General features: G+C 63.0%; 20 protein-coding genes and 1 tRNA gene. 10 read left to right on the top strand and 11 right to left on the bottom strand.

Annotated elements, in window-relative coordinates:
- Positions 1-146 precede the first annotated feature (146 nt).
- Both HK20_RS08555 and HK20_RS08550 read right to left on the bottom strand, forming a co-directional pair.
- Positions 147-223: transfer RNA gene (locus HK20_RS08555), tRNA-Arg, on the bottom strand.
- 113 nt (positions 224-336) lie between these two features.
- Positions 337-1,479 (bottom strand): alpha/beta fold hydrolase, encoded by a 1,143-nt coding sequence (locus HK20_RS08550; RefSeq protein WP_086646641.1) that lies wholly within the window; start codon positions 1,477-1,479, stop codon positions 337-339.
- A gap of 59 nt (positions 1,480-1,538) precedes the next feature.
- Between HK20_RS08550 and HK20_RS08545 the strand changes: the two genes are divergently transcribed.
- Together HK20_RS08545 and HK20_RS08540 are read left to right on the top strand one after the other, a co-directional pair.
- Positions 1,539-1,754 carry a zinc-finger domain-containing protein gene (locus tag HK20_RS08545; RefSeq protein ID WP_086646640.1) on the top strand — a complete coding sequence of 72 codons (216 nt, stop codon included), beginning with the start codon at positions 1,539-1,541 and terminating at the stop codon, positions 1,752-1,754.
- Positions 1,755-1,846: 92 nt separating this feature from the next.
- The gene (locus HK20_RS08540) at positions 1,847-4,234 is read left to right on the top strand and encodes a protein-disulfide reductase DsbD (RefSeq protein ID WP_086646639.1); all 2,388 of its coding nucleotides are present in this window, start codon (positions 1,847-1,849) and stop codon (positions 4,232-4,234) included.
- A gap of 57 nt (positions 4,235-4,291) precedes the next feature.
- Here the strand turns inward: HK20_RS08540 and HK20_RS08535 are convergent, their stop codons facing one another.
- From HK20_RS08535 to HK20_RS08495, 9 genes are all read right to left on the bottom strand, one after another.
- The gene (locus tag HK20_RS08535; protein ID WP_086646638.1) at positions 4,292-4,627 is read right to left on the bottom strand and encodes a multidrug efflux SMR transporter; all 336 of its coding nucleotides are present in this window, start codon (positions 4,625-4,627) and stop codon (positions 4,292-4,294) included.
- 36 nt (positions 4,628-4,663) lie between these two features.
- On the bottom strand, positions 4,664-5,932 hold the full coding sequence (serS, locus tag HK20_RS08530; protein WP_086646637.1) for a serine--tRNA ligase: 1,269 nt from the start codon (positions 5,930-5,932) through the stop codon (positions 4,664-4,666).
- 3 nt (positions 5,933-5,935) lie between these two features.
- Positions 5,936-6,757 carry a twin-arginine translocase subunit TatC gene (gene tatC / locus HK20_RS08525; protein WP_086646636.1) on the bottom strand — a complete coding sequence of 274 codons (822 nt, stop codon included), beginning with the start codon at positions 6,755-6,757 and terminating at the stop codon, positions 5,936-5,938.
- Positions 6,754-7,509, bottom strand: a complete 756-nt coding sequence (gene tatB, locus HK20_RS08520; protein ID WP_086646635.1) for a Sec-independent protein translocase protein TatB — start codon at positions 7,507-7,509, stop codon at positions 6,754-6,756. Before tatB ends, tatC begins: the two co-directional genes overlap by 4 nt.
- A 74-nt stretch (positions 7,510-7,583) precedes the next feature.
- Complete coding sequence (scpB, locus tag HK20_RS08515; RefSeq protein ID WP_086646634.1) at positions 7,584-8,345, bottom strand: SMC-Scp complex subunit ScpB; 762 nt, start codon at positions 8,343-8,345, stop codon at positions 7,584-7,586.
- Positions 8,342-9,301 (bottom strand): ScpA family protein, encoded by a 960-nt coding sequence (locus HK20_RS08510; RefSeq protein ID WP_233129142.1) that lies wholly within the window; start codon positions 9,299-9,301, stop codon positions 8,342-8,344. The genes scpB and HK20_RS08510 overlap by 4 nt, the downstream gene beginning before the upstream one ends.
- A 20-nt stretch (positions 9,302-9,321) precedes the next feature.
- Complete coding sequence (locus HK20_RS08505; RefSeq protein ID WP_086646633.1) at positions 9,322-10,344, bottom strand: SPOR domain-containing protein; 1,023 nt, start codon at positions 10,342-10,344, stop codon at positions 9,322-9,324.
- Positions 10,344-12,143, bottom strand: a complete 1,800-nt coding sequence (gene argS / locus HK20_RS08500) for an arginine--tRNA ligase (protein ID WP_086646632.1) — start codon at positions 12,141-12,143, stop codon at positions 10,344-10,346. Before argS ends, HK20_RS08505 begins: the two co-directional genes overlap by 1 nt.
- Before the next feature lie 40 nt (positions 12,144-12,183).
- The gene (locus HK20_RS08495) at positions 12,184-13,374 is read right to left on the bottom strand and encodes a deoxyguanosinetriphosphate triphosphohydrolase (protein WP_086646631.1); all 1,191 of its coding nucleotides are present in this window, start codon (positions 13,372-13,374) and stop codon (positions 12,184-12,186) included.
- 137 nt (positions 13,375-13,511) lie between these two features.
- Between HK20_RS08495 and HK20_RS08490 the strand changes: the two genes are divergently transcribed.
- From HK20_RS08490 to pqqE, 8 genes are all read left to right on the top strand, one after another.
- Entirely contained in the window at positions 13,512-13,883 is a 372-nt protein-coding gene (locus tag HK20_RS08490) for an iron-sulfur cluster assembly accessory protein (protein ID WP_086646630.1), read from the top strand.
- Positions 13,880-14,665: an exodeoxyribonuclease III gene (locus HK20_RS08485; RefSeq protein WP_086646629.1), complete on the top strand. Its 786-nt coding sequence runs from the start codon at positions 13,880-13,882 to the stop codon at positions 14,663-14,665. Before HK20_RS08490 ends, HK20_RS08485 begins: the two co-directional genes overlap by 4 nt.
- A complete protein-coding gene (locus HK20_RS08480; protein WP_086646628.1) occupies positions 14,643-15,248 on the top strand; it encodes a GNAT family N-acetyltransferase in 606 nt (201 codons plus the stop codon). The genes HK20_RS08485 and HK20_RS08480 overlap by 23 nt, the downstream gene beginning before the upstream one ends.
- 196 nt (positions 15,249-15,444) lie before the next feature.
- On the top strand, positions 15,445-15,525 hold the full coding sequence (pqqA, locus tag HK20_RS08475; RefSeq protein ID WP_035370857.1) for a pyrroloquinoline quinone precursor peptide PqqA: 81 nt from the start codon (positions 15,445-15,447) through the stop codon (positions 15,523-15,525).
- A gap of 87 nt (positions 15,526-15,612) precedes the next feature.
- Positions 15,613-16,524, top strand: a complete 912-nt coding sequence (gene pqqB / locus HK20_RS08470) for a pyrroloquinoline quinone biosynthesis protein PqqB (protein WP_086646627.1) — start codon at positions 15,613-15,615, stop codon at positions 16,522-16,524.
- Entirely contained in the window at positions 16,521-17,261 is a 741-nt protein-coding gene (pqqC, locus tag HK20_RS08465) for a pyrroloquinoline-quinone synthase PqqC (RefSeq protein ID WP_086646626.1), read from the top strand. Before pqqB ends, pqqC begins: the two co-directional genes overlap by 4 nt.
- The gene (pqqD, locus tag HK20_RS08460) at positions 17,258-17,554 is read left to right on the top strand and encodes a pyrroloquinoline quinone biosynthesis peptide chaperone PqqD (protein ID WP_086646625.1); all 297 of its coding nucleotides are present in this window, start codon (positions 17,258-17,260) and stop codon (positions 17,552-17,554) included. The genes pqqC and pqqD overlap by 4 nt, the downstream gene beginning before the upstream one ends.
- Entirely contained in the window at positions 17,551-18,639 is a 1,089-nt protein-coding gene (pqqE, locus tag HK20_RS08455) for a pyrroloquinoline quinone biosynthesis protein PqqE (RefSeq protein WP_086646624.1), read from the top strand. Before pqqD ends, pqqE begins: the two co-directional genes overlap by 4 nt.
- Positions 18,640-18,791 lie beyond the last annotated feature (152 nt).

Below are 18,791 nucleotides of genomic sequence, written 5' to 3'. Positions count from 1 at the left end.
GCCAAGAATAAACAGTCTGTCCGCGCGCGAGAAGCACTTACCCGCAGCATAAACAGGGGAGAACAGCCCGGACATGTCTAACCCAAAACGGGAAAGTGTCTAACCCGGCCTATAAACCGCAGTTTTTAGCTATTTTTACAGGAGAATGGTGGACCCGACGCGATTCGAACGCGTGACCTTTGCCTTCGGAGGGCAACGCTCTATCCAGCTGAGCTACGGGTCCGTTGGCCCATCTCCTAACCTAAAGCGGGGGGCGTTGCCAAGCCTTTATCTTTCATATCCGCCCGAACAGGCCAGCACCGGCAGAATAACCCCTGCAAGGGGCCTCCACCGGACTTAGGGAGGAACAACACCATCCAGTCTGGCAGGCAGGAACCATGCCGGACTACGCCCACCCAGCCCGCTGGCCCCCTGCTCCTGCGCCAGCCATACGGCGGCGGTTATATCACCCCCCGATGGCAAAAACCGCTCTGGCTGGCTGATCCAGCCAGCAATATCCCCCAGAGCCAGCGCGCCGCGCCGGTCACGCAGCAGCAGGTGGTGCCCTCCGGTTATCAGGTCCAGCCGGGCTGGCGGTGGCAGTTCCCCCCATGCCTGCGCCATGGCCTGCGGGGGCACAAGCTGGTCCTGATCTCCGTACAGGCACAAAACGGGGCCATGCACCCTTGGCGCCACACGCGCTGCGCTGCGCATGAGGGCCACCAGCCCGCGCAGGGCTTCCAGCCGGGTCTGGCGCAGGGTGAGCGGGTCATAATACAGGCGGATAAGGGCTGCGGGGTTATCACTGGCCACAACATGCACCGGCAGTTCGCGCCCCGTTACAAAACGCTTGGGAAACAGTGTGGCCAGCACATCCAGCGGAATATCCGCCCCCATTCCAAGGTCCCACACAGCAGGGGCCAGCAATATGGTCCCTGCAACCTTGGGGGCATCCGGGCCGGACATAAGCAGCATAAGCACAGCGCCCCCCATGCTCTCCCCCATAAGGTAAAGCGGCACGTCAGGGTGGGTCTGGCGGATCCGGGCTTCCTCCTCACGCGCATCGGCAACCAGTTGGGCACTTCCGGCCCAGCCCCCACGCAGGGGAGCGGCCCCAAAACCGCGTATGTCGGGGGCAACAAGTGTAATCCCCTGTGCTGCCAGAGCCGGGGCGGAATACTCCCATGCGTCCTTGCTGTCATTAAACCCGTGCAGGGCCAGCACAACCGCGCGTTCATGCCCATGGGCCTGCCACACCCGCACGGGTATGGCCGCACCATCCCGCAGGCTTATCACCCCATCAGGCGGAACAAGGCGGGCGGCGGCGGCGTACCGGGGGGGAGGAACAGGTGCGGGGGGCAGCACACTGGCGCAGCCTCCAAGCAGAGCCAGCCCACATGCAAACAGGGGCAAAGCCCTGCTCCAGCGCCGGAGTAAGCCTTTGCTCACGCGTATGGGAAAAGATGCCTGCTGCACAACCACGGCTACAATGCGTATCATCCCCCCAGACTTTGCGCCACACCCGTACCTGCCAACCTGATACGAGGCTTTTTGAACCCATGCTTATCCAACCGGCAAACCCCATCCCCCGCCCCCGTCTGGGGCATGTGGAAACCATTCTGGTCGATCAGCGCAAAATTGCCTGCGATGGCGGGCTGGGCCAGTTGGGGCACCCGCGCGTCTGGCTCAGGATTGGTGGGCACCAGACGGTCTGCCCCTACTGCTCGCGCCTGTTTGTGCTCCAGCCCGGTGCCGCAGCCGACTCCGGGCATTAATCCGGCGGCGGGCACACGATCCATTTCCCACACAGCCAGGCTTTGCGTATGCTGGCCCTCTGGACCCATACCCGTGCTGAAAGCTGACGTTGATGCGCCGCCCTGCCCGCTCCGCCACCCAACTCCCTGCCCCCAAGGTTGCGTGCTCCGCACCAGCGGCTGCCAGCACGCACGCACCCCGCCCCCTGTTTTTGCGTGGTTCTGAACAGGTGGCACGGCTGGCAACGGGGCTGGCGGGACTACTGGGGGTAGCACTGGCCTGCACTGGCAGCCTGCCCCATGCCGCACAGGCTGCGCAAAGTGCTCCTGTGGTCAGTGCCCACAGCACCGCCACCCTGATTACGGACGCCAGCACGGCCAGCGCCACTGCCCCGCTCCATGTTGCCCTGCGCCTGCAGCTCAAGCCCGGATGGCACACATACTGGCTCAACCCCGGAGATGCGGGGGACCCTGCCAGCCTGAGTGTCACCGCATCGGGCGCATTACAGGGCACCGCCCAGACCATTACCTGGCCCACGCCCCAGCGCATAAGGGATGCCTCCCTTATGTCCTACGCCTATACGGGGGATGTTGTGCTGCCGGTTACGCTGCACCTGCAACCCGGCACACCAGACGCACACGGCTGGACAACCCTGAACGCGCAGGCAAGCTGGCTGGTATGCGAGCAGTCCTGCATTCCCGAAGACGGTACCTTTACCCTGACCCTGCCCACAGGGGCTCCGCTGGCCTCTGCTCAGGCATCTCTTTTTGTGCAGGCGGCCCAGCATACGCCTGTGCCTTCCCCCTACCCTGTTACAGTCAGCCCTGACAGCGTACTGCATGTGCTCGCACCGGGCCTGAACCGGCAATCCGTGGGGAATGCGTGGTTCATGCCCCAAGAACGCGGGCAGATTGCCGAAGCCGCACCACAGGCCCTGACATTTGATGCCAATGGGTTGTCCCTCCGCCTTGAACCCACAACAGGTTTTGCCCGTAACAAACCTCTGGCGGGTATTCTGGTCCTACAGGCACCAGACGGAACCGAGCGCGCCCTGAGCATACAGGCTACCCCACAGGCGGATACACCAGCCCCGGCACAGACCGCAGCCCTGAGTGGAGTGCCACGCGCAATACCAACGGCAGCTCCGCCAGCAAACGCACCCCAACCCGCCCCCACACGACCCGAGGAGCAAAACGCTACCAGCCCCAGCCCAGCCCCCGACACAACCGCCCCTACAGGTAGCGCACCAGCAGAGGGGGGGGACACAACGGGCGACCTGCTCCGTTTTATCGTACTGGGGTTACTTGGCGGGCTGGTGCTAAACCTGATGCCCTGCGTTTTTCCCATTCTGGCCATGAAGGCGCTGGCCGTAGCCCGTATGGGTCAAAGCGAGCGCAAGCACCAAAAACAGAGTGCCATAGCTTACGCCGCCGGGGTTATTGCGGGTTTTACAGTCCTTGGCGCACTGGTCATGGCGCTACGGGTTGGGGGGAATGCTACGGGCTGGGGGTTCCAGTTCCAGTCCACCGTGTTTGTGGGCATGATCACCTGGCTGCTCTTTGCCATGGCGCTCAACCTGCTGGATGTATTTGCCTTTCTCCCCCCCGCTCTGGGCAATGCTTCCTCCCGCAAACACGGGCTTGCGCATGATGTGCTGACCGGCCTGCTGGCTGTGGTTGTGGCCTCCCCCTGCACGGCCCCGTTCATGGGGGTTGCCATTGCTGGAGCCCTTGCTGGCCCGCCGCTTACCGGGCTGGTGGTGTTTGCAGCCCTTGGCGTTGGGCTGGCAGCCCCCTACGTACTGCTGGCCTTTAGCCCCGCACTGGCCAGCCACCTGCCGCGCCCCGGTGCATGGATGGACTATTTACGCCAGTTTCTGGCGTTCCCCCTGCTCGGGACCTGCGTATGGCTGCTCTGGGTTGCCACGGTGGAAGGGGGCGCCACAACAGTATTGCTGCTGTGTTCGGGCATGGTGTGTCTGGCGTTTGCCGCATGGGTGTATGGCATTGCCCAAAAGCGCCAGCGCCACATGGGCCACAGCCGGAGCTGCACGGCCCTGTATGGTGTGGCCCTACTGGGGCTGCTGGGGGCCATGGCGCTGCTCCCTGCCCTGCAACAGCAGGCGGCACAGCAGCCCGGCACGGTGCAGGCTTTACCCAGCGGGACAGAAGCTTTTTCGCAAAAACGGCTGGACGCCCTGCATGCCGCCGGTAAACCCGTGTTTGTGGATATGACAGCGGCATGGTGCATTAGCTGCCTTGTGAACGAGCGCGTGGCCCTGAACACCGATGCCACAAAAGCCGCCATGGCCCGCTACGGCGTAACGGTCCTGCGCGGGGACTGGACCCGGCGAGACCCGGCCATAACGGCTTTTCTGCACGCGCATGGGCGCGACGGTGTGCCGTTTTACCTGTTTGTGCCCGCACAGGGTGATGCCGTGGTGCTCCCCCAGATTCTGACCCAGGGGCTGGTGCTCCGCACCATAACCCCCAAACCCTGAGAGCCACGGCACGGCTCCACCCCACACCAAGCCCCTGCCAGCAAAGCTGCGGAGGGCTTAATGCGTGGTGGTGGAAAACAGGTTGATGACCACCACACCAGCCAGAATAAGCGCGATGCCCGCAATAGCCGGGGCATCGAGCGTCTGTTTTAAAAACACCGCGCCAATAACCGAGATCAGCACAATGCCAACACCCGACCACAAGGCGTACACAACGCCTGCGGGCAGGGTTTTAAGCGGGATGGACAGGAAGTAAAACGCGCACCCATAAGCCAGCAGGCTGATGGTCGCAGGCAGCCAGCGCGCAAACCCCTGAGACGCGGCAAGGCAGGCCGTGCCAATCACTTCCGCCACAATGGCAATGCCCAACAGCAGCAGGGGTTTGTGAGTCATCCCCACAAACCCGAAGCGGGAGTAGCGCGCCAGACGTTACGCAATGCGCTCAACACCACCCATATAGGGGCGCAGAACCTCCGGCACGGTTATGGACCCGTCCTCGTTCTGGTAGTTTTCCATCACGGCAATTAAGGTACGTCCTACCGCCAGCCCGGAACCATTGAGGGTATGCACAAATGCGGGGGCGCCACCGGCCTGCGCACGGTAGCGTGCATTCATGCGGCGGGCCTGAAAGTCGCGCGTGTTGGAGCATGACGAAATCTCGCGCCAGGCGTCCTGCCCCGGCAGCCAGGCTTCAAGGTCAAACGTCTTGGCAGCGCCAAACCCCGTATCCCCCGCACACAGCAGCATGCGGCGGTAGGGAATGTTCAGTTTTTCCAACACAACCTCGGCACAGCGGGTCATGCGCTCGTGTTCGGCGTCACTCTCCTCCGGCGTGGTAACGCTGACCATTTCCACTTTTTCAAACTGGTGCTGGCGCAGCATGCCGCGCACGTCCCGCCCGGAGGCCCCGGCCTCGCTACGGAAGCACTGGCTGAGTGCGGTCAGGCGCATGGGCAGGGCGGAGCCATCCACAATATCCCCCGCGACCGAAGCACTCAGCGGCACTTCGGCTGTGGGAATAAGCCAGCGGCCATCCTCCGTTCTAAAGGACTGGTCGGCAAACTTGGGCAGCTTGTCGGTGCCGTACATGGCATCATCATTCACCAGCACGGGCACCTGTGTTTCCGTGTAGCCATGCTCCGTGGTGTGCAGGTCAAGCATGAACTGGCCAAGAGCGCGCTCCAGCCGTGCCAGTGCGCCGCGCAGCACCACAAAGCGCGACCCCGAAAGCTTGGCCGCCGTGGCAAAATCCATCTGGCCCAAAGCCTCACCCAGCTCAAAATGCTGTTTGGGGGCAAAGGCAAACTCGGGTCTGGTGCCCCATGTCTGCACCACCACATTTGCGGTTTCATCCGGGCCATCAGGCACGCTCGGGTCCAGCCGGTTGGGCAGGGTGGCCAGCAGGTTGGTGGTCTGGTTGCCCAGAGTGTCCACCTTCTCCTTCAGTCCTTCCATGTCCGCGCGCAGGCTAGCGCCCTCGGCCTCCAGCCCGGCTGTGTCTCCCCCTGTGCGTTTGAGGGTGCCTATCTCCCGCGCAAGGGTTTTGCTGCGGGTCTGCTTGTCCTGCAAAAGGGTCTGGGCCTGCCGTTTTTCCTCATCCCATGCAAGAAGCTGCGCAGAGACGGGGGCCATGCCCCGGCGCGCCAGATCTGCATCAAACGCCGTGGGGTCGGCTCTTAGGGCGCGGATGTCATGCATGGGTCAGGGAACCTCCTGCTCGGGGTTGGTCGTATCCGCCAGCGGCCGTTTAGGCTCGATCAGGCGGGCACACAGAATGGAAATTTCGTAAAGCAACACCAGCGGCACAGCCAGACCGAACTGGGTAATGGGGTCGGGCGGCATAAAAATGGCCCCAAGCACAAACGCGCCCACAATGGCGTAGCGGCGGAACTTGCGCAGCATGGCGGAGGTCACAATACCCACACGGGCAAGCAGGCTGAGCACCACCGGCAGCTCGAACGCAATGCCAAACGCCATGATCATCTTCATGACCAGAGACAGATATTCCGACACCTTGGCCTGAAGTTCGATCTGTACCTGATCGCCCCCCGCACCCGGCGTCTGGAACGACACGAAAAACCGCCATGCCACAGGGAAAATAAAGTAATACGCCAGCGCCGCCCCGGCTACGAACAGCACAGGCGTTGCGATAAGGAACGGTGCAAAAGCCCGTTTTTCCGATCGGTAAAGCCCCGGCGCAATAAACATCCACGCCTGTATGGCCACGATGGGAAAAGACAAAAATGCCGCCCCAAACAGGGCCACCCGGATATAGGTGAAAAACGCCTCATACAGTGCGGTATAAATCAGGTGGGGCTGCTCCCCACGCTGGCGCATGATCTCGCCTAACGGGCGGGCCAGAAACAGGTAAATATCACCCGCGTAATGGTAGCACAGGACAAAGCACACAATAAACGCAGCCCCCGACCACAGCAGGCGGCGGCGCAGCTCCAGCAGATGCTCCAGCAGGGGCATGGGCTGGTCGTGGATCGGGTCTTCCTGATGAGGGGCGTTATCGCTCATGCCTGCGGGTCCGTTGTCGTGCTGGCGGGTCCATGTGCTGCCGTAACGGCCTGCGTTCTATTCTCGGCCTCTTCCCCCGCTGGCTCTGCGCCCGCCGGGGTGGGTTGCTCTGGCGTAAAGGGAGATGCAACGGCCTGCCCCGTAATGGGCTGGTCCTCCAATCCGGCAATAACGCCGGGGGCCACGCTATGGCCTGCATGCATAAGCCGCACGGGGGGGAGGATGGCAGGCGGATGCAGCCGGTCCTGCTCACGCAGGATACGGCGCACAATAATGGGGGGCAGTTCGGGGGGAGCACTGTCCACCTGCCGGTCCTGCACACTTTCCTGCCATGCCGGAGCGGAGCCGTAGTGCTCATGGCTCATAGGCGTGGTGGCGTAGTCCGCTGTTGCGGGGGCGGGGCTTGCCGAGCGGGGCATGGCATCCAGCGCTCTGGGGCCGGAGGGAACAAAACGCTCGGTTACGGGTGGGGCGGATACAGCCCTGTTCAGGCTCCCATCACTATCCAGCGCCTTCATGATCCGGCCGCGCACGTTCAGGTTTTTCAGGTCCCGCACATGCTCGCTTACCTCGGACAGGTCAGCCTCACGCACCACCTCATCAAGGTGGGACTGGAACTCGCTGGCCAGCGCACGGGCTTTTTTAATGCCTTTTGCAAGCCCGCGAATAGCAACCGGCAGGTCCTTGGGGCCAATAACAACCAGAGCCACCGCGCCGATCAGGGCGAATTCCGACCATGCAAAATCAAACATACCAAGCCCCGTTCACGCCCACCCCATGCGACCCACAACATAGTCCTGCAACACAGTCAGGGCGTGCATCTCTATCACGGACCATCGGGGGCGGGAACCGCAACCTGTGCAACCTGCTCATCTGCCGTGCCGGTTGCGGGGGGTACCTCTGGCTCTTCCCCTGCCTGCTCCGGGGTATCCCCCGGGGAGTGGGGGTCCTCATCAGGCCCTTGCCCCGCGGCCTGAAACGCCATGGCCGACTGGGGCAGCCCGCCTTCCCCCGGATTTTGGGGCACATCCACCATAAGCTCCTCACGCCGTGGCATGTCGGAGAGTGCGCGCAGGCCAAAATGACGCAAAAAGTCGGCCGTGGTGCCCCACAGGACCGGCCTGCCCGGTACCTCCTTGCGGCCACGCGGGGCAATCAGCTCCGCTTCGATCAGGGTATCGAGCACATTCTGCCCAAGGCTTACGCCACGAATTTCTTCTATTTCCACACGAGTACAGGGCTGATGGTAGGCAATAATGGCCAGTGTTTCCATCACCGCGCGGGGCAGCCGCCTTGGCCGCTCCAGCACGCGGGTTAAGAGCGGTGCCAGATCGGGGGCGGTACGGAACTGCCAGCCACCGGCCACCTCTACGGGGAACACGCCCCTGCCCTCATAACGGCGGCACAGTTCGGCCAGAACAGCCGCCACAAAAGCCCCCAGGTCTTCCTCCCCCGTGGGCATAATCTGCATGCCTTCCAGCAAGTCCGCCAGACGGCGGGCACTCACGGGTTCGGTCGAGGCAAAAATAAGGGCTTCGGCCAGCCTTACGGCTTCATCCGGCACAGTCAGGGGGGCGGGGGTGGTCATGCGTCCTGCTTCTTTTCTCTGGTGTGCCTAGGCGTGGCGTCCTCTGCGGGGGTGGGGTCTTCCTCCGGTTCGGGCTGCGGGTCGGTGGCCTCTGCCTGCTCATGCGGGCGGAGCATGATCTGGCCAAAGGTTTCATCCTGCCGCAGTTCAAGCCGCCCGGTCTTGGCCAGTTCCAACCCTGCGATCAGGGTACCAGCCATGGCGGCGCGGCGCTGGCGCAGGGCATCCTCCCCCTCCGCCTGACCGGGCAGGCTGTCTGGCAGAAAAGCGTCCAGCGTGCTCCAGCCCGGTGGGGTTTCGCCTAGCAGGCGGGTCAGCCTGCTCAGCGCATCCTGCACGGTCCAAAACCGGATCGTGCGGGGGGCGTAAATCCGCCTGCGTGCGGTGCGTCTTACACAGGCAAGGTAAGCCCGCATAAGCTGGGCCATATCCAGCGCCAGACCAGAGCGGTCCACCTCCACCAGATTTTCGGGCAGGCCACGGGCAAACACATCACGCCCAAGGCGGGGCCGTACATCCAGCCAGCGGGCCAGCTCACCCATGCAGGCAAGCTCTATCAGCCGTTCTTGCAACAGCTCGGCGGCTTCCTCCCCCTCCATGGCCAGTTCGTCATCGGCGGGGAGCAGCAGGCGGGATTTGAGCCATGCCAGCCATGCGGCCATAACCAGCCAGTCCGCTGCCAGTTCCAGCCGGACACGGCGGGCATTTTCCACCACAGCCAGATACTGTTCGACCAGTTGCAGGATGGAAATCCGGGCGAGGTCCACCTTTTGCGCCCGCGCCAGATCGAGCAGAAGGTCCATTGGCCCTTCAAACCCCTCCAGCCGCAAAAGCGGTACACGTGGCACGTGGTCCTGCGCTGCATCATGCGGCGCAGTGGTTTGCGGGTCTGCCGGTTTGTGGGCAGGGGGGGGCTGCGTGCCCTCCCCTGCCGGATGCACAGTTTGGGATTCCATCAGGCGTTCCACAGGTGGCGTCAGGGACGCACCACCATGCAGGCCATACCACGCTCACGCACCGAGGAGCAGAAATCCTTTGCATCCGCCACGGCACCAAAGCCCAGCACGCGCAGGCGGTAGAACGTGGCGTTATTCTGCTCGGTACGGACAAAGGCGGGGGTCACACCACCGAACAGGGTTGGGTAACGGGTTTTAAGCCGTGCCCACTCCTTCTGGGCTTCTGCCTCGGTTTGCAGGGCTGCCAGCTGGACCTGATACTTGCCCCCTGCCGTACCATGTGGGGCAGTTGCGGCTTTTTTGGCCGCAGGTTTGGCAACCGGGGCGGCTTCCTCTTCCCCATCGGAGGCATCATCCGTGGGAATGGGGGCTTCCTTGAGCGGTTCGGGCACTCCAGCCTCGGCTGCGGGAACATCCGCCCCCTGCGCGGGCAACGCGGCGGAGGGCACAGGCTTAAGGGCTGCGCCATCGGCCTGTGCGGCATCCTGTGCTGTGGGTTCCGCTGCGGTAGCCGCTGGTGCAGGTGCAGCCGCACCCACTGGCGGAGTGGCGCCTGCATTATCCGCCGCTACGGGGGCTGGGCCACCCGCAGGGGCTGGCTGGCCACCATACTGGGCGGCAAGGGCTGCGGGGTTGGGTTTTTCAGGCGCGGGCACGGGGTGGCCCTGCTGGTTTGCATCTGCATCGGGCAGGGCCAGCGTATCAAGCTGCATACCGCCCGGGTCAACCGGCTTGGTGCGCATGGCAACCGGGGGTGGCCCCATAACGGGAATACCGCTCTGGTGGTGGCCCAGCACGGCCCAGCCGCCAATACCCAGCACCAGCAGCCCGCCCAGCCCGGCCGCACCGTAAGCCAGACGCCGCGTACCGGACTCACTGCCCAAAAAGCTGGTGAACATATCCATCAGCTTGCTGCCACCGGCCAATTTGTTGCCTGTGGCCGAGCGCGTGGCGGGTTTGTCGTCATAATCCATGCTCATGCGCTCACGCGCACGGCTGATCCGTTCTTCCACCGTAGAGCTGGGGCGGTCATCCTCACTCATCAGCGCATTTCCTCCACCGGGTCCACACCCATAACCGCAAGGCCGGAGCGGATAACCGCCGCCGTAGTCGCCACAAGGGCCAGACGCGCGCGCGTGGCTTCCACCGCACCAGCCTGCAGGAACCTCAGGGACGCATCATCACGCCCACGGTTCCACAACGCATGAAAATCACCCGCCAGTTCGGCCAGATAGAACGCAATACGGTGCGGCTCCCGTGCAAAGGCGGCAGCTTCCACCATGCGCGGCCATTCAGCCAGACGGCGCACCAGAGCCATTTCCGCGTCCGAGGTCAGGCTGTCCAGCGTGGCGGTGGCAAGGGCTGCGTTGTCCACTGCGCCGTAGGCCCCTTCTTCTGCGGCACTGCGCAGCACGGAGCGGCAGCGGGCATGGGCATACTGCACATAAAACACGGGGTTATCGCGCTGCTGGGCCACCACAAGGTCCAGATCAAACTCCATCTGGGCATCGCTCTTGCGGGTGAGCATGGTAAAGCGCACGGCATCACGCCCGACTTCGTCAATCAGGTCCCGCAGGGTAACAAACGTGCCTGCACGCTTGGACATTTTGACCGGCTGACCATCACGCAGAATATGCACGATCTGGCACAGCAGCACTTCCAGCGGTACGGTATCCCCCGTAAGGGCCTTTACGGCGGCCTTCATGCGTTTGACGTAACCGCCATGGTCCGCACCCCACACGTCAATCATGACCTGTGCGCCACGGGCGACCTTGTCCATGTGGTAGCCAATATCGTTGGCAAAGTAGGTGTTGGTACCATCCGACTTGCGCAGCGGGCGGTCCACATCATCCCCAAAGCTGGTGGAGCGGAACAGGAGCTGTTCGCGCTCTTCCCAGTCTTCTGGCAGCTTGCCTTTGGGGGGCTCCAGCACGCCGTTATACAGCAGGTCGGCCTTGGCCAGCTGGTCTATGGCGGTATCGGTTACGCCACGGGCCAGCACGTCCGCCTCGGACGAAAACACATCATGGTGCACGCCAAGGGCTGCAAGGTCTTCCTTGATCGCGCTTAACATATGGGTCACGGCAAAGCCGCGCACGGTTTCCAGCCATGTTGCGGCAGGGGCTGGCAGGGGTGTTCCGTCCACATCCACTTCGGCCAGCTTGTTGCCAAACTCGGCTGCCAGTGCCTCACCCACGGGAATAAGGTATTCGCCCTGATATTGCAGGCCACCGGGGGCAAGGGCCGAAAAATCGTCCTGCGTCATTCTGGTACCCAGCACCTGCAGGTAGCGCCAGTATGCCGCCCATGCCAGCGCCTTGACCTGATTCCCCGCATCGTTGATGTAGAATTCCTTGGTCACGTCAAACCCGGCCTTGGCCATAAGGTTGGCCAGTGCATCGCCCACCACGGCACCGCGGCAATGGCCGACATGCATGGGGCCGGTGGGGTTGGCGGATACGTATTCCACATTCACCCGCACGCCCTTGCCTGCTGTGGACTGACCATAGGCCTCACCCACAGTCAGCACCACGGGCAGCACGGCCCGCAGCACGGCGGGTTGCAGGGTGATGTTGACAAAACCGGGCCCGGCGGCAGCCACGGCAGCAATGCCTTCCACCTTTTGCAGGGCGCTGACCAGATCAGCCGCAATATCGGCCGGTTTGCGGCGCGCAGCCTTGGCCAGAAGCAGGGCGGCGTTTGTTGCCATGTCCCCGTGCGCGGGGTCACGCGTGGGGGTCAGTTCCACGCGGGCCAGCGTTTCCTCCGCCACGTCGGGCAACAGTTCGCGCACAACGGCCAGAACATGATGACGGTAACGCTGGAAAACACACTCGGACATAGACGACTCAACCCCGTAATTGGTGCAGCAAACGCGTTTATCAGCCTGCAACGGCCAGGTCCGTCAACCGCCTATGTTCTTCCATGGCGTATCGATCGGTCATGGAAGCCACGTAATCCGCCACGGTGCGGTGCACGGCTGCCTTATCTTTATCCCCCAGACGCTGCTGCCATTCGGCTGGCAACAGGTTTGGCGACTCCGTAAGGGTGGAAAACAGCTCCCCCGTTACGTGGCGGGCCTTGTGGGTCATGCGGTTGACCCGCCAATGCCTGTACAGCTTGGCAAACAGGAACTTGCGGATCCCCTTATTGGCCTCATCCATGGCTGTGCCAAAGGCCACAACGGGTGCATTGGCGGCCCGAATATCCTCAACACTGCGCGGGGCCAGATCAGCCAGCCGCGCGCGTGTGCACACCAGCACATCGGTCACCAGAGCATGAATGACACGGCGCACCATTTCGTGCCGGATACGCTGGTGGGTGCGGGTGTCGGTTTTTGGCAGGTCTGCCGCCAGTGCGCGGGCTTCGGCCAGAGCCTGCCCGACCAGTGGCACGTCCACCAGATCATCCAGCGACAGCAGGCCGGACTTTACGCCATCATCCAGATCATGCCCGTGGTAAGCAATGTCATCCGCCAGAGCAGCCACCTGTGCCTCGGCCGAGGCATAACCGCCCAACTCCAGCGGGAACAGCGCATCCACCTCTGCCAGTCTGGCGGAGGGCCTGCGCACGGGGCCATTATGTTTGGCCAGCCCTTCCAGCGTCTCCCATGTCAGGTTCAGGCCATCAAACGCCAGATAGCGCCGCTCCAGCAGCATGACCTGCCGCAGCGCCTGCGCGTTATGGTCAAACCCGCCGTACTCCTGCATGCGCGCGGCAAGTGCATCTTCCCCCGCATGGCCAAAGGGGGTGTGGCCGAGGTCATGCGCCAAGGCCACGGCCTCGGTCAGGTCTTCATCCAGCCGCAGGTAGCGGGCCATGGAACGGGCCACCTGCGCCACTTCCAGCGAATGGGTCAGCCGGGTGCGGAAAAAATCGCCCTCGTGGTTAATGAATACCTGCGTTTTATACTGCAAACGCCTGAAGCCGGAGGAATGCACCACCCTGTCCCGGTCACGCTGCCAGGGGGAGCGGGTCAGGGATTCGGGCTCTGCGTGCAGGCGCCTACCCCGGCCCTCGCCGGGCTGCACGGCATAGGGCATCAGCTCATCGCGTTGTGTGGCTTGCAGCATTACGCACCTCCTGGCCTGTCCGGGCGGCACAATGCCCACGGACCATGCCACCTGATCTTAGGCTATTGGAGGAAAGTTGACCATTGGAGGCGTCTTGCCCCTTCAAACCTGCACGCGGGCGGATTATCTATGGGGGTATGACACAGCCAGCCCCCACTTTTTCCGTCTCCGACTCCGCTGCCAACCGCATTGCCAGCGTTATCGCCAAAAAACAGGCCAGTGCCACCACCGGGCAGGAAGCCCCGGTTGCCCTGCGCGTAGCGGTGGAAGCCGGGGGGTGCAACGGGTTCCAGTATCAGTTCATCCTCATCCCGCCCGGCGGGCTGGCCGCTGATGATGTGCGCATAGAAAAAAACGGCGCGCTGGTGGTGGTGGACCCCACAAGTCTGGACCTGCTGGCCGGGGCGGAGCTGACCTTTGAGGACAAGCTGATGGGGGCACATTTTGCCGTGGCAAACCCCAATGCGGCGTCCTCCTGCGGGTGCGGCACGAGCTTTTCCCTCGCATGAAAATCGCGACATGGAACATCAACTCGGTGCGTCTGCGGCAGGATCTGGTGCTGGACTGGCTGGCGCGCGAACAGCCCGATGTGCTGATGTTGCAGGAAATCAAATGCGAGACGCATCTGTTCCCCTCCGAAGCTTTTGCGCAGGCAGGCTACCGCAGCGCCGTTGTGGGGCAGAAATCCTATAACGGCGTAGCCACTCTGGTCCGTGGGGATTTTACGGTCACAACCGAGCACCTGCCCGGCTTTACCGACCCTGCCGCCCGGTATGTGGAGGTTTGCACCCAAGGGCTGGTGCTGGGCAACCTGTACCTGCCCAATGGCAATTCCGGCGCGGAGCAGGGTTACGCCACCAAGCTGGAGTTTCTGGCAGCACTCACCGCGCGCGCGCAGGATTTTTTGCAGCAGGATACGGACTTTGTGCTGGCGGGGGATTACAATATCTGCCCCACCCCAGAGGACTGCGCACCCGGTGCGCTGGCCCCGGATGACGCCCTTGTACGCCCGCAAAGCCGGGCAGCATGGCGGCAACTGCGCTGGCTGGGCCTGACCGATGCCCTGCGCGCCCTGCACCCCCACGGTGCGGCCTATACGTTCTGGGATTATCAGGCCGGAGCATGGCCACGGGACAGCGGGTTGCGGATCGACCACATGCTGCTCTCCCCCCGTGTGGCCGAACGCCTGCAAACGGCACAACCCGACCGGGAGGAACGCGGCAAGGAGCGCCCATCCGACCACGTGCCGCTTATTGTCACGCTGGAAAATGGCGCACCCACACCCAACTAGGCCCACAGGCACAGCGGGCAACCCTGCCACGGGTGCCCGCCTGCCCTGCACCATCCGCCCCGCCTGCTTGGCGGATGCCCCGCACCTGCCTGCACTGGAGCGCGATGCCGCACAGGCATTTGCCACCACACCAGAACTGGCCTGGCTGGCCGGGGGTGATGTGCTCCCCCTTGCCGAACATACTGCCAGCATAGCCGCGCAAGCCTGCTGGGTTGCGGCCAGTGCTGCGGGGCCGCTGCTGGGGTTTGTCACAGCGCACCCTTACGGGCAGGACCTGCATATTCAGGAAATGTCGGTCACGCGGGCGGCACAGGGCCAGGGGCTGGGCCGCCGCCTGCTGCACGCCGTGTGCACAGCCGCACAGAAGCGGGGATTGCAGCGCGTAACACTTACCACGTTTGTCAACGTGCCATGGAACGCGCCATTCTATGCCTCGGTCGGGTTTTGCCATGTGCCCGATGCAGCACTGGACGCACGGCTGGCCAGCATACTGGCGGATGAGCACGCCACCGGCCTTGCCGCAATACCCCGCTGCGCCATGCAGTATGCTGTACCTGCGGCGGCTGAATGTGTTTCAAAATGAAACAGTTGCGCCGCTCAAAGCGGGCATGCGCCATCACACTGCCGTGATAAGGCCGTACCTTCCCCCCTTATGGCGGTACCAGCCCTTGCACGTTTGTTTTTTTTCATCACACTAACCACGCTCTGACGCACCGCACGTACCTGCGATGTGTGGCTGCGTTTTGTGCACACCACACCCAATGCCAAGGAGAAACATCATGGCCTGGAACGCACCAAAAGTGACGGAAATTCCGTTGGGCGCAGAAATCAACAGCTATGTCTGCGGTCAGAAAAAATAAGAGAGGGCATGCCCTCTCTCAGCCGTCAGGCGGGTTGGTGCCTCACCGACTTTCCCCCTGACGGCTTTTTTGTTTAGAAAGCGTCGTATGCTTGATATTGTCGTCCTTGGCGCAGCCGCTGGTGGCGGTTTTCCGCAATGGAACTCCAACGCCCCTGCCTGCCGCCGCGCCCGCGCGGGTGACCCCGCAGCCCCCGCCCGCACACAGGCCTCCATAGCCGTTAGCGGGAATGGCACGTCGTGGTACGTGCTGAATGCCTCCCCCGACCTGCGGACCCAGATCAACCAGACCCCCGACCTGCACCCGCGCACCGGCCTACGCTCCACCCCCATTGCCGGGGTTGTGCTGACCAGTGGGGAAATTGACGCCATTACCGGCCTGCTCACCCTGCGCGAGCGACAGGCGTTTGAGCTGTATGCAACGCAGCCGGTGCTGGACCAGCTGGACGCAAACCCCATTTTTACAGCGCTCGACCGCACACTGGTGCCCCGCCTGCCCATGGTGCTCGACCGCCCGATTGCCCTGGACCCACCGGGCTTTTGCATCACCCCGTTTTCCGTTCCCGGCAAAGTCCCCCTTTATGCCGAAAAAGCGGAAAACCCGGCCGAAATCATGACGAATGGTGAAACCATCGGGCTGGAAATAACCGATGGTACCGCCCGCACCCTGTTTATTCCCGGCTGCGCGATGATGACGGATGAACTGCGCGCCCACATTCAGGGAGCTGACGCCGTATTTTTTGACGGCACGCTCTGGACGGATGATGAAATGGTGCGCGCGGGCCTTGGCAGCAAAACCGGCCACCGCATGGGCCATATGTCCCTCGCCGACCAGCCCGATGGCACGTTCTGCGCTTTTGCGGATTTGAATGTGACCCGCAAAATCCTCATCCACATCAACAATTCCAACCCTGTTCTGCTGGCCGACAGCACCGAGCGCCAGCAGGCCGAAGCCGCAGGCTGGGAAGTGGCCTTTGATGGCATGAAGGTAAGATTATGACAGACCGTATTCTCACCCCCGATGAACTGGAAGCCGCCCTGCGCGCCATTGGCGCCGAGCGCTACCACAACCTGCACCCCTTCCACCGCGCCTTGCACGACGGCAAGCTGAACAAGGGGCAGGTACAGGCCTGGGCACTGAACCGCTATTACTATCAGGCCAGTATTCCCGCCAAGGATGCCTCCCTGCTGGCCCGCCTGCCCACCACGGAGCTGCGGCGTGAATGGCGGCGCAGGCTGGAAGACCATGATGGCACACAGCCCGGCACGGGGGGGGTTGCCCGCTGGCTCAAACTGACCGATGGCCTCGGGCTGGACCGTGCTTATGTGGAATCGCTCGATGGGCTGCTACCCGGCACGCGCTTTGCCGTGGAAGCCTATGTGCAGTTCGTGCGGGAACGCTCCATTCTGGAGGCCATTGCCTCCTCCCTGACCGAGCTGTTCTCCCCCACCATTATCAGCGAGCGGGTTGCGGGCATGCTCAGCAACTACGATTTTGTTACCGAGGAAACACTCGCCTACTTCAAGCCCCGGCTTACGCAGGCCCCGCAGGATTCCGCTTTTGCGCTGGCCTATGTGCGCGAGCACGCCCGCACGGCAGAGCAGCAGACAGCGGTGCTCAACGCGCTCAAGTTCAAATGCAACGTGTTGTGGTCCATGCTGGATGCGCTGGATTACGCCTATGTGGTCCCCGGGCGTGTTCCCCCCGGTGCATTCCGCCCAGGCCCGCAGGCATGACCGAGGCCACAGGCCCAACTTTGTGCGAGACGACCGTGCCACGCTTTGCGCGTGGCACCCGCCTGCAATATGACCGCGTGCGGGAAGTCTGGTTTATTCAGGCCCCCGAGCGCGCTTTTCATGCCGATGCCATTGCCGCCGAAGTGCTACAACTGGTGGATGGCACCCGCCCGCTCCACACCATTATAGACCTGCTGGCCGAAAAATTTACCGCCCCCCGTGCCGTTATTGCGCAGGACGTGCTGGCCATGGTGGCAGAACTGGCCACAAAGCAGGTGCTGCTGCCCGCATGAGCGCGCCCCCTCCCCCCATGAGCCTGCTGGCGGAGCTTACCCACCGCTGCCCCCTGCAATGCCCTTACTGTTCCAACCCGCTTATGCTCGACCCCAGAACGCAGGAGCTGGGCACCACGGAATGGCAGCGTGTGCTGGACGAGGCGGCGCTGATGGGCGTGTTGCAGGTGCATTTTTCTGGCGGGGAGCCAATGGCCCGCCCCGACCTGCCAGAACTTGTGCGCCACGCAGCACAGGCTGGCCTGTATTCCAACCTGATCACCTCTGGCGTACTGATCCGCCCGGACACACTGCGCGCTCTGGCCGATGCAGGACTGGACCATATCCAGCTTTCTTTTCAGGACGTGGCCCCCGCCAGCGCGGACCGCATTGCCAACATGGCAGGCGCACACGCCAAAAAGCTGGAAGCAGCACGCCTGATTACCGCAGAGGGTCTGCCGCTCACGCTCAATTTTGTCATCCATCGCCAGAATGCCGAGCGTGTGCCCGCCATGCTGGAACTGGCTGAACAGCTTGGCGCCAGACGGGTGGAAATTGCCCATACCCAGTATTATGGCTGGGGCCTGCTTAACCGCGACGCTCTCCTGCCCGACCGTGCCCAGATAGAGGCCACGACCGAAGCCGTAGCCGCAGCCCGCACCCGGCTGGCAGGGCGCATGAGCATAGATTTTGTCACCCCCGATTATTACGAGGACCGGCCCAAACCCTGCATGGGCGGATGGGGCCAGCGTTTTTTAAACATTACCCCCACGGGCAAGGTGCTCCCCTGCCACGCTGCGGAAACCATTCCCAACATCACCTTCCCCAATGTGCGCGAGGCAGGCCTTGCTGCCATATGGGAGGATTCCCCCATTTTTAACCTGTTCCGCGGCACGGAATGGATGCCCGAGCCTTGCCAGTCCTGCGCGTTCAAGGAGGAAGACTGGGGGGGCTGCCGTTGTCAGGCACTGGCACTCGCCGGCAAGGCGGATGCGGCAGACCCGGTCTGCCACAAGGCCCCCGATCACAAACAGGTCACGCAGGCTATTGCCCAGCGCCCCCAAACGCCGCCCCCCTTCCGCTACAGGCGCTTCGGGAACGCCTGAGGCAAAAAGGGTTTTTACAAAACCGGCCACCACCTGACCCAAACAGCGCCACGGATGCCATGTGCAGGCGCAGGACATGTGAACAAATTGCATCACAGCCGCACTTATGGCTAAGAGGCACCAGTAACCCGCTCGGACCCGAGCGCCCCACC

This window comes from Acetobacter sp. DsW_54, assembly GCF_002153575.1.
GTDB lineage: Bacteria > Pseudomonadota > Alphaproteobacteria > Acetobacterales > Acetobacteraceae > Acetobacter > Acetobacter fabarum.
Note: the sequence above shows the minus strand (reverse complement) of the source record. Positions and strands in the feature narration are given on the sequence as shown.

Excerpts from the sequence above, each read along its gene's own strand:
- HK20_RS08550 (WP_086646641.1), bottom strand. The coding sequence starts at position 1,479 with ATGATACGCATTGTAGCCGTGGTTGTGCAGCAGGCATCTTTTCCCATA.
- HK20_RS08545 (WP_086646640.1), top strand. The coding sequence starts at position 1,539 with ATGCTTATCCAACCGGCAAACCCCATCCCCCGCCCCCGTCTGGGGCAT.
- HK20_RS08540 (WP_086646639.1), top strand. The coding sequence starts at position 1,847 with ATGCGCCGCCCTGCCCGCTCCGCCACCCAACTCCCTGCCCCCAAGGTT.
- HK20_RS08535 (WP_086646638.1), bottom strand. The coding sequence starts at position 4,627 with ATGACTCACAAACCCCTGCTGCTGTTGGGCATTGCCATTGTGGCGGAA.
- serS (WP_086646637.1), bottom strand. The coding sequence starts at position 5,932 with ATGCATGACATCCGCGCCCTAAGAGCCGACCCCACGGCGTTTGATGCA.
- tatC (WP_086646636.1), bottom strand. The coding sequence starts at position 6,757 with ATGAGCGATAACGCCCCTCATCAGGAAGACCCGATCCACGACCAGCCC.
- tatB (WP_086646635.1), bottom strand. The coding sequence starts at position 7,509 with ATGTTTGATTTTGCATGGTCGGAATTCGCCCTGATCGGCGCGGTGGCT.
- scpB (WP_086646634.1), bottom strand. The coding sequence starts at position 8,345 with ATGACCACCCCCGCCCCCCTGACTGTGCCGGATGAAGCCGTAAGGCTG.
- HK20_RS08510 (WP_233129142.1), bottom strand. The coding sequence starts at position 9,301 with ATGGAATCCCAAACTGTGCATCCGGCAGGGGAGGGCACGCAGCCCCCC.
- HK20_RS08505 (WP_086646633.1), bottom strand. The coding sequence starts at position 10,344 with ATGAGTGAGGATGACCGCCCCAGCTCTACGGTGGAAGAACGGATCAGC.
- argS (WP_086646632.1), bottom strand. The coding sequence starts at position 12,143 with ATGTCCGAGTGTGTTTTCCAGCGTTACCGTCATCATGTTCTGGCCGTT.
- HK20_RS08495 (WP_086646631.1), bottom strand. The coding sequence starts at position 13,374 with ATGCTGCAAGCCACACAACGCGATGAGCTGATGCCCTATGCCGTGCAG.
- HK20_RS08490 (WP_086646630.1), top strand. The coding sequence starts at position 13,512 with ATGACACAGCCAGCCCCCACTTTTTCCGTCTCCGACTCCGCTGCCAAC.
- HK20_RS08485 (WP_086646629.1), top strand. The coding sequence starts at position 13,880 with ATGAAAATCGCGACATGGAACATCAACTCGGTGCGTCTGCGGCAGGAT.
- HK20_RS08480 (WP_086646628.1), top strand. The coding sequence starts at position 14,643 with ATGGCGCACCCACACCCAACTAGGCCCACAGGCACAGCGGGCAACCCT.
- pqqA (WP_035370857.1), top strand. The coding sequence starts at position 15,445 with ATGGCCTGGAACGCACCAAAAGTGACGGAAATTCCGTTGGGCGCAGAA.
- pqqB (WP_086646627.1), top strand. The coding sequence starts at position 15,613 with ATGCTTGATATTGTCGTCCTTGGCGCAGCCGCTGGTGGCGGTTTTCCG.
- pqqC (WP_086646626.1), top strand. The coding sequence starts at position 16,521 with ATGACAGACCGTATTCTCACCCCCGATGAACTGGAAGCCGCCCTGCGC.
- pqqD (WP_086646625.1), top strand. The coding sequence starts at position 17,258 with ATGACCGAGGCCACAGGCCCAACTTTGTGCGAGACGACCGTGCCACGC.
- pqqE (WP_086646624.1), top strand. The coding sequence starts at position 17,551 with ATGAGCGCGCCCCCTCCCCCCATGAGCCTGCTGGCGGAGCTTACCCAC.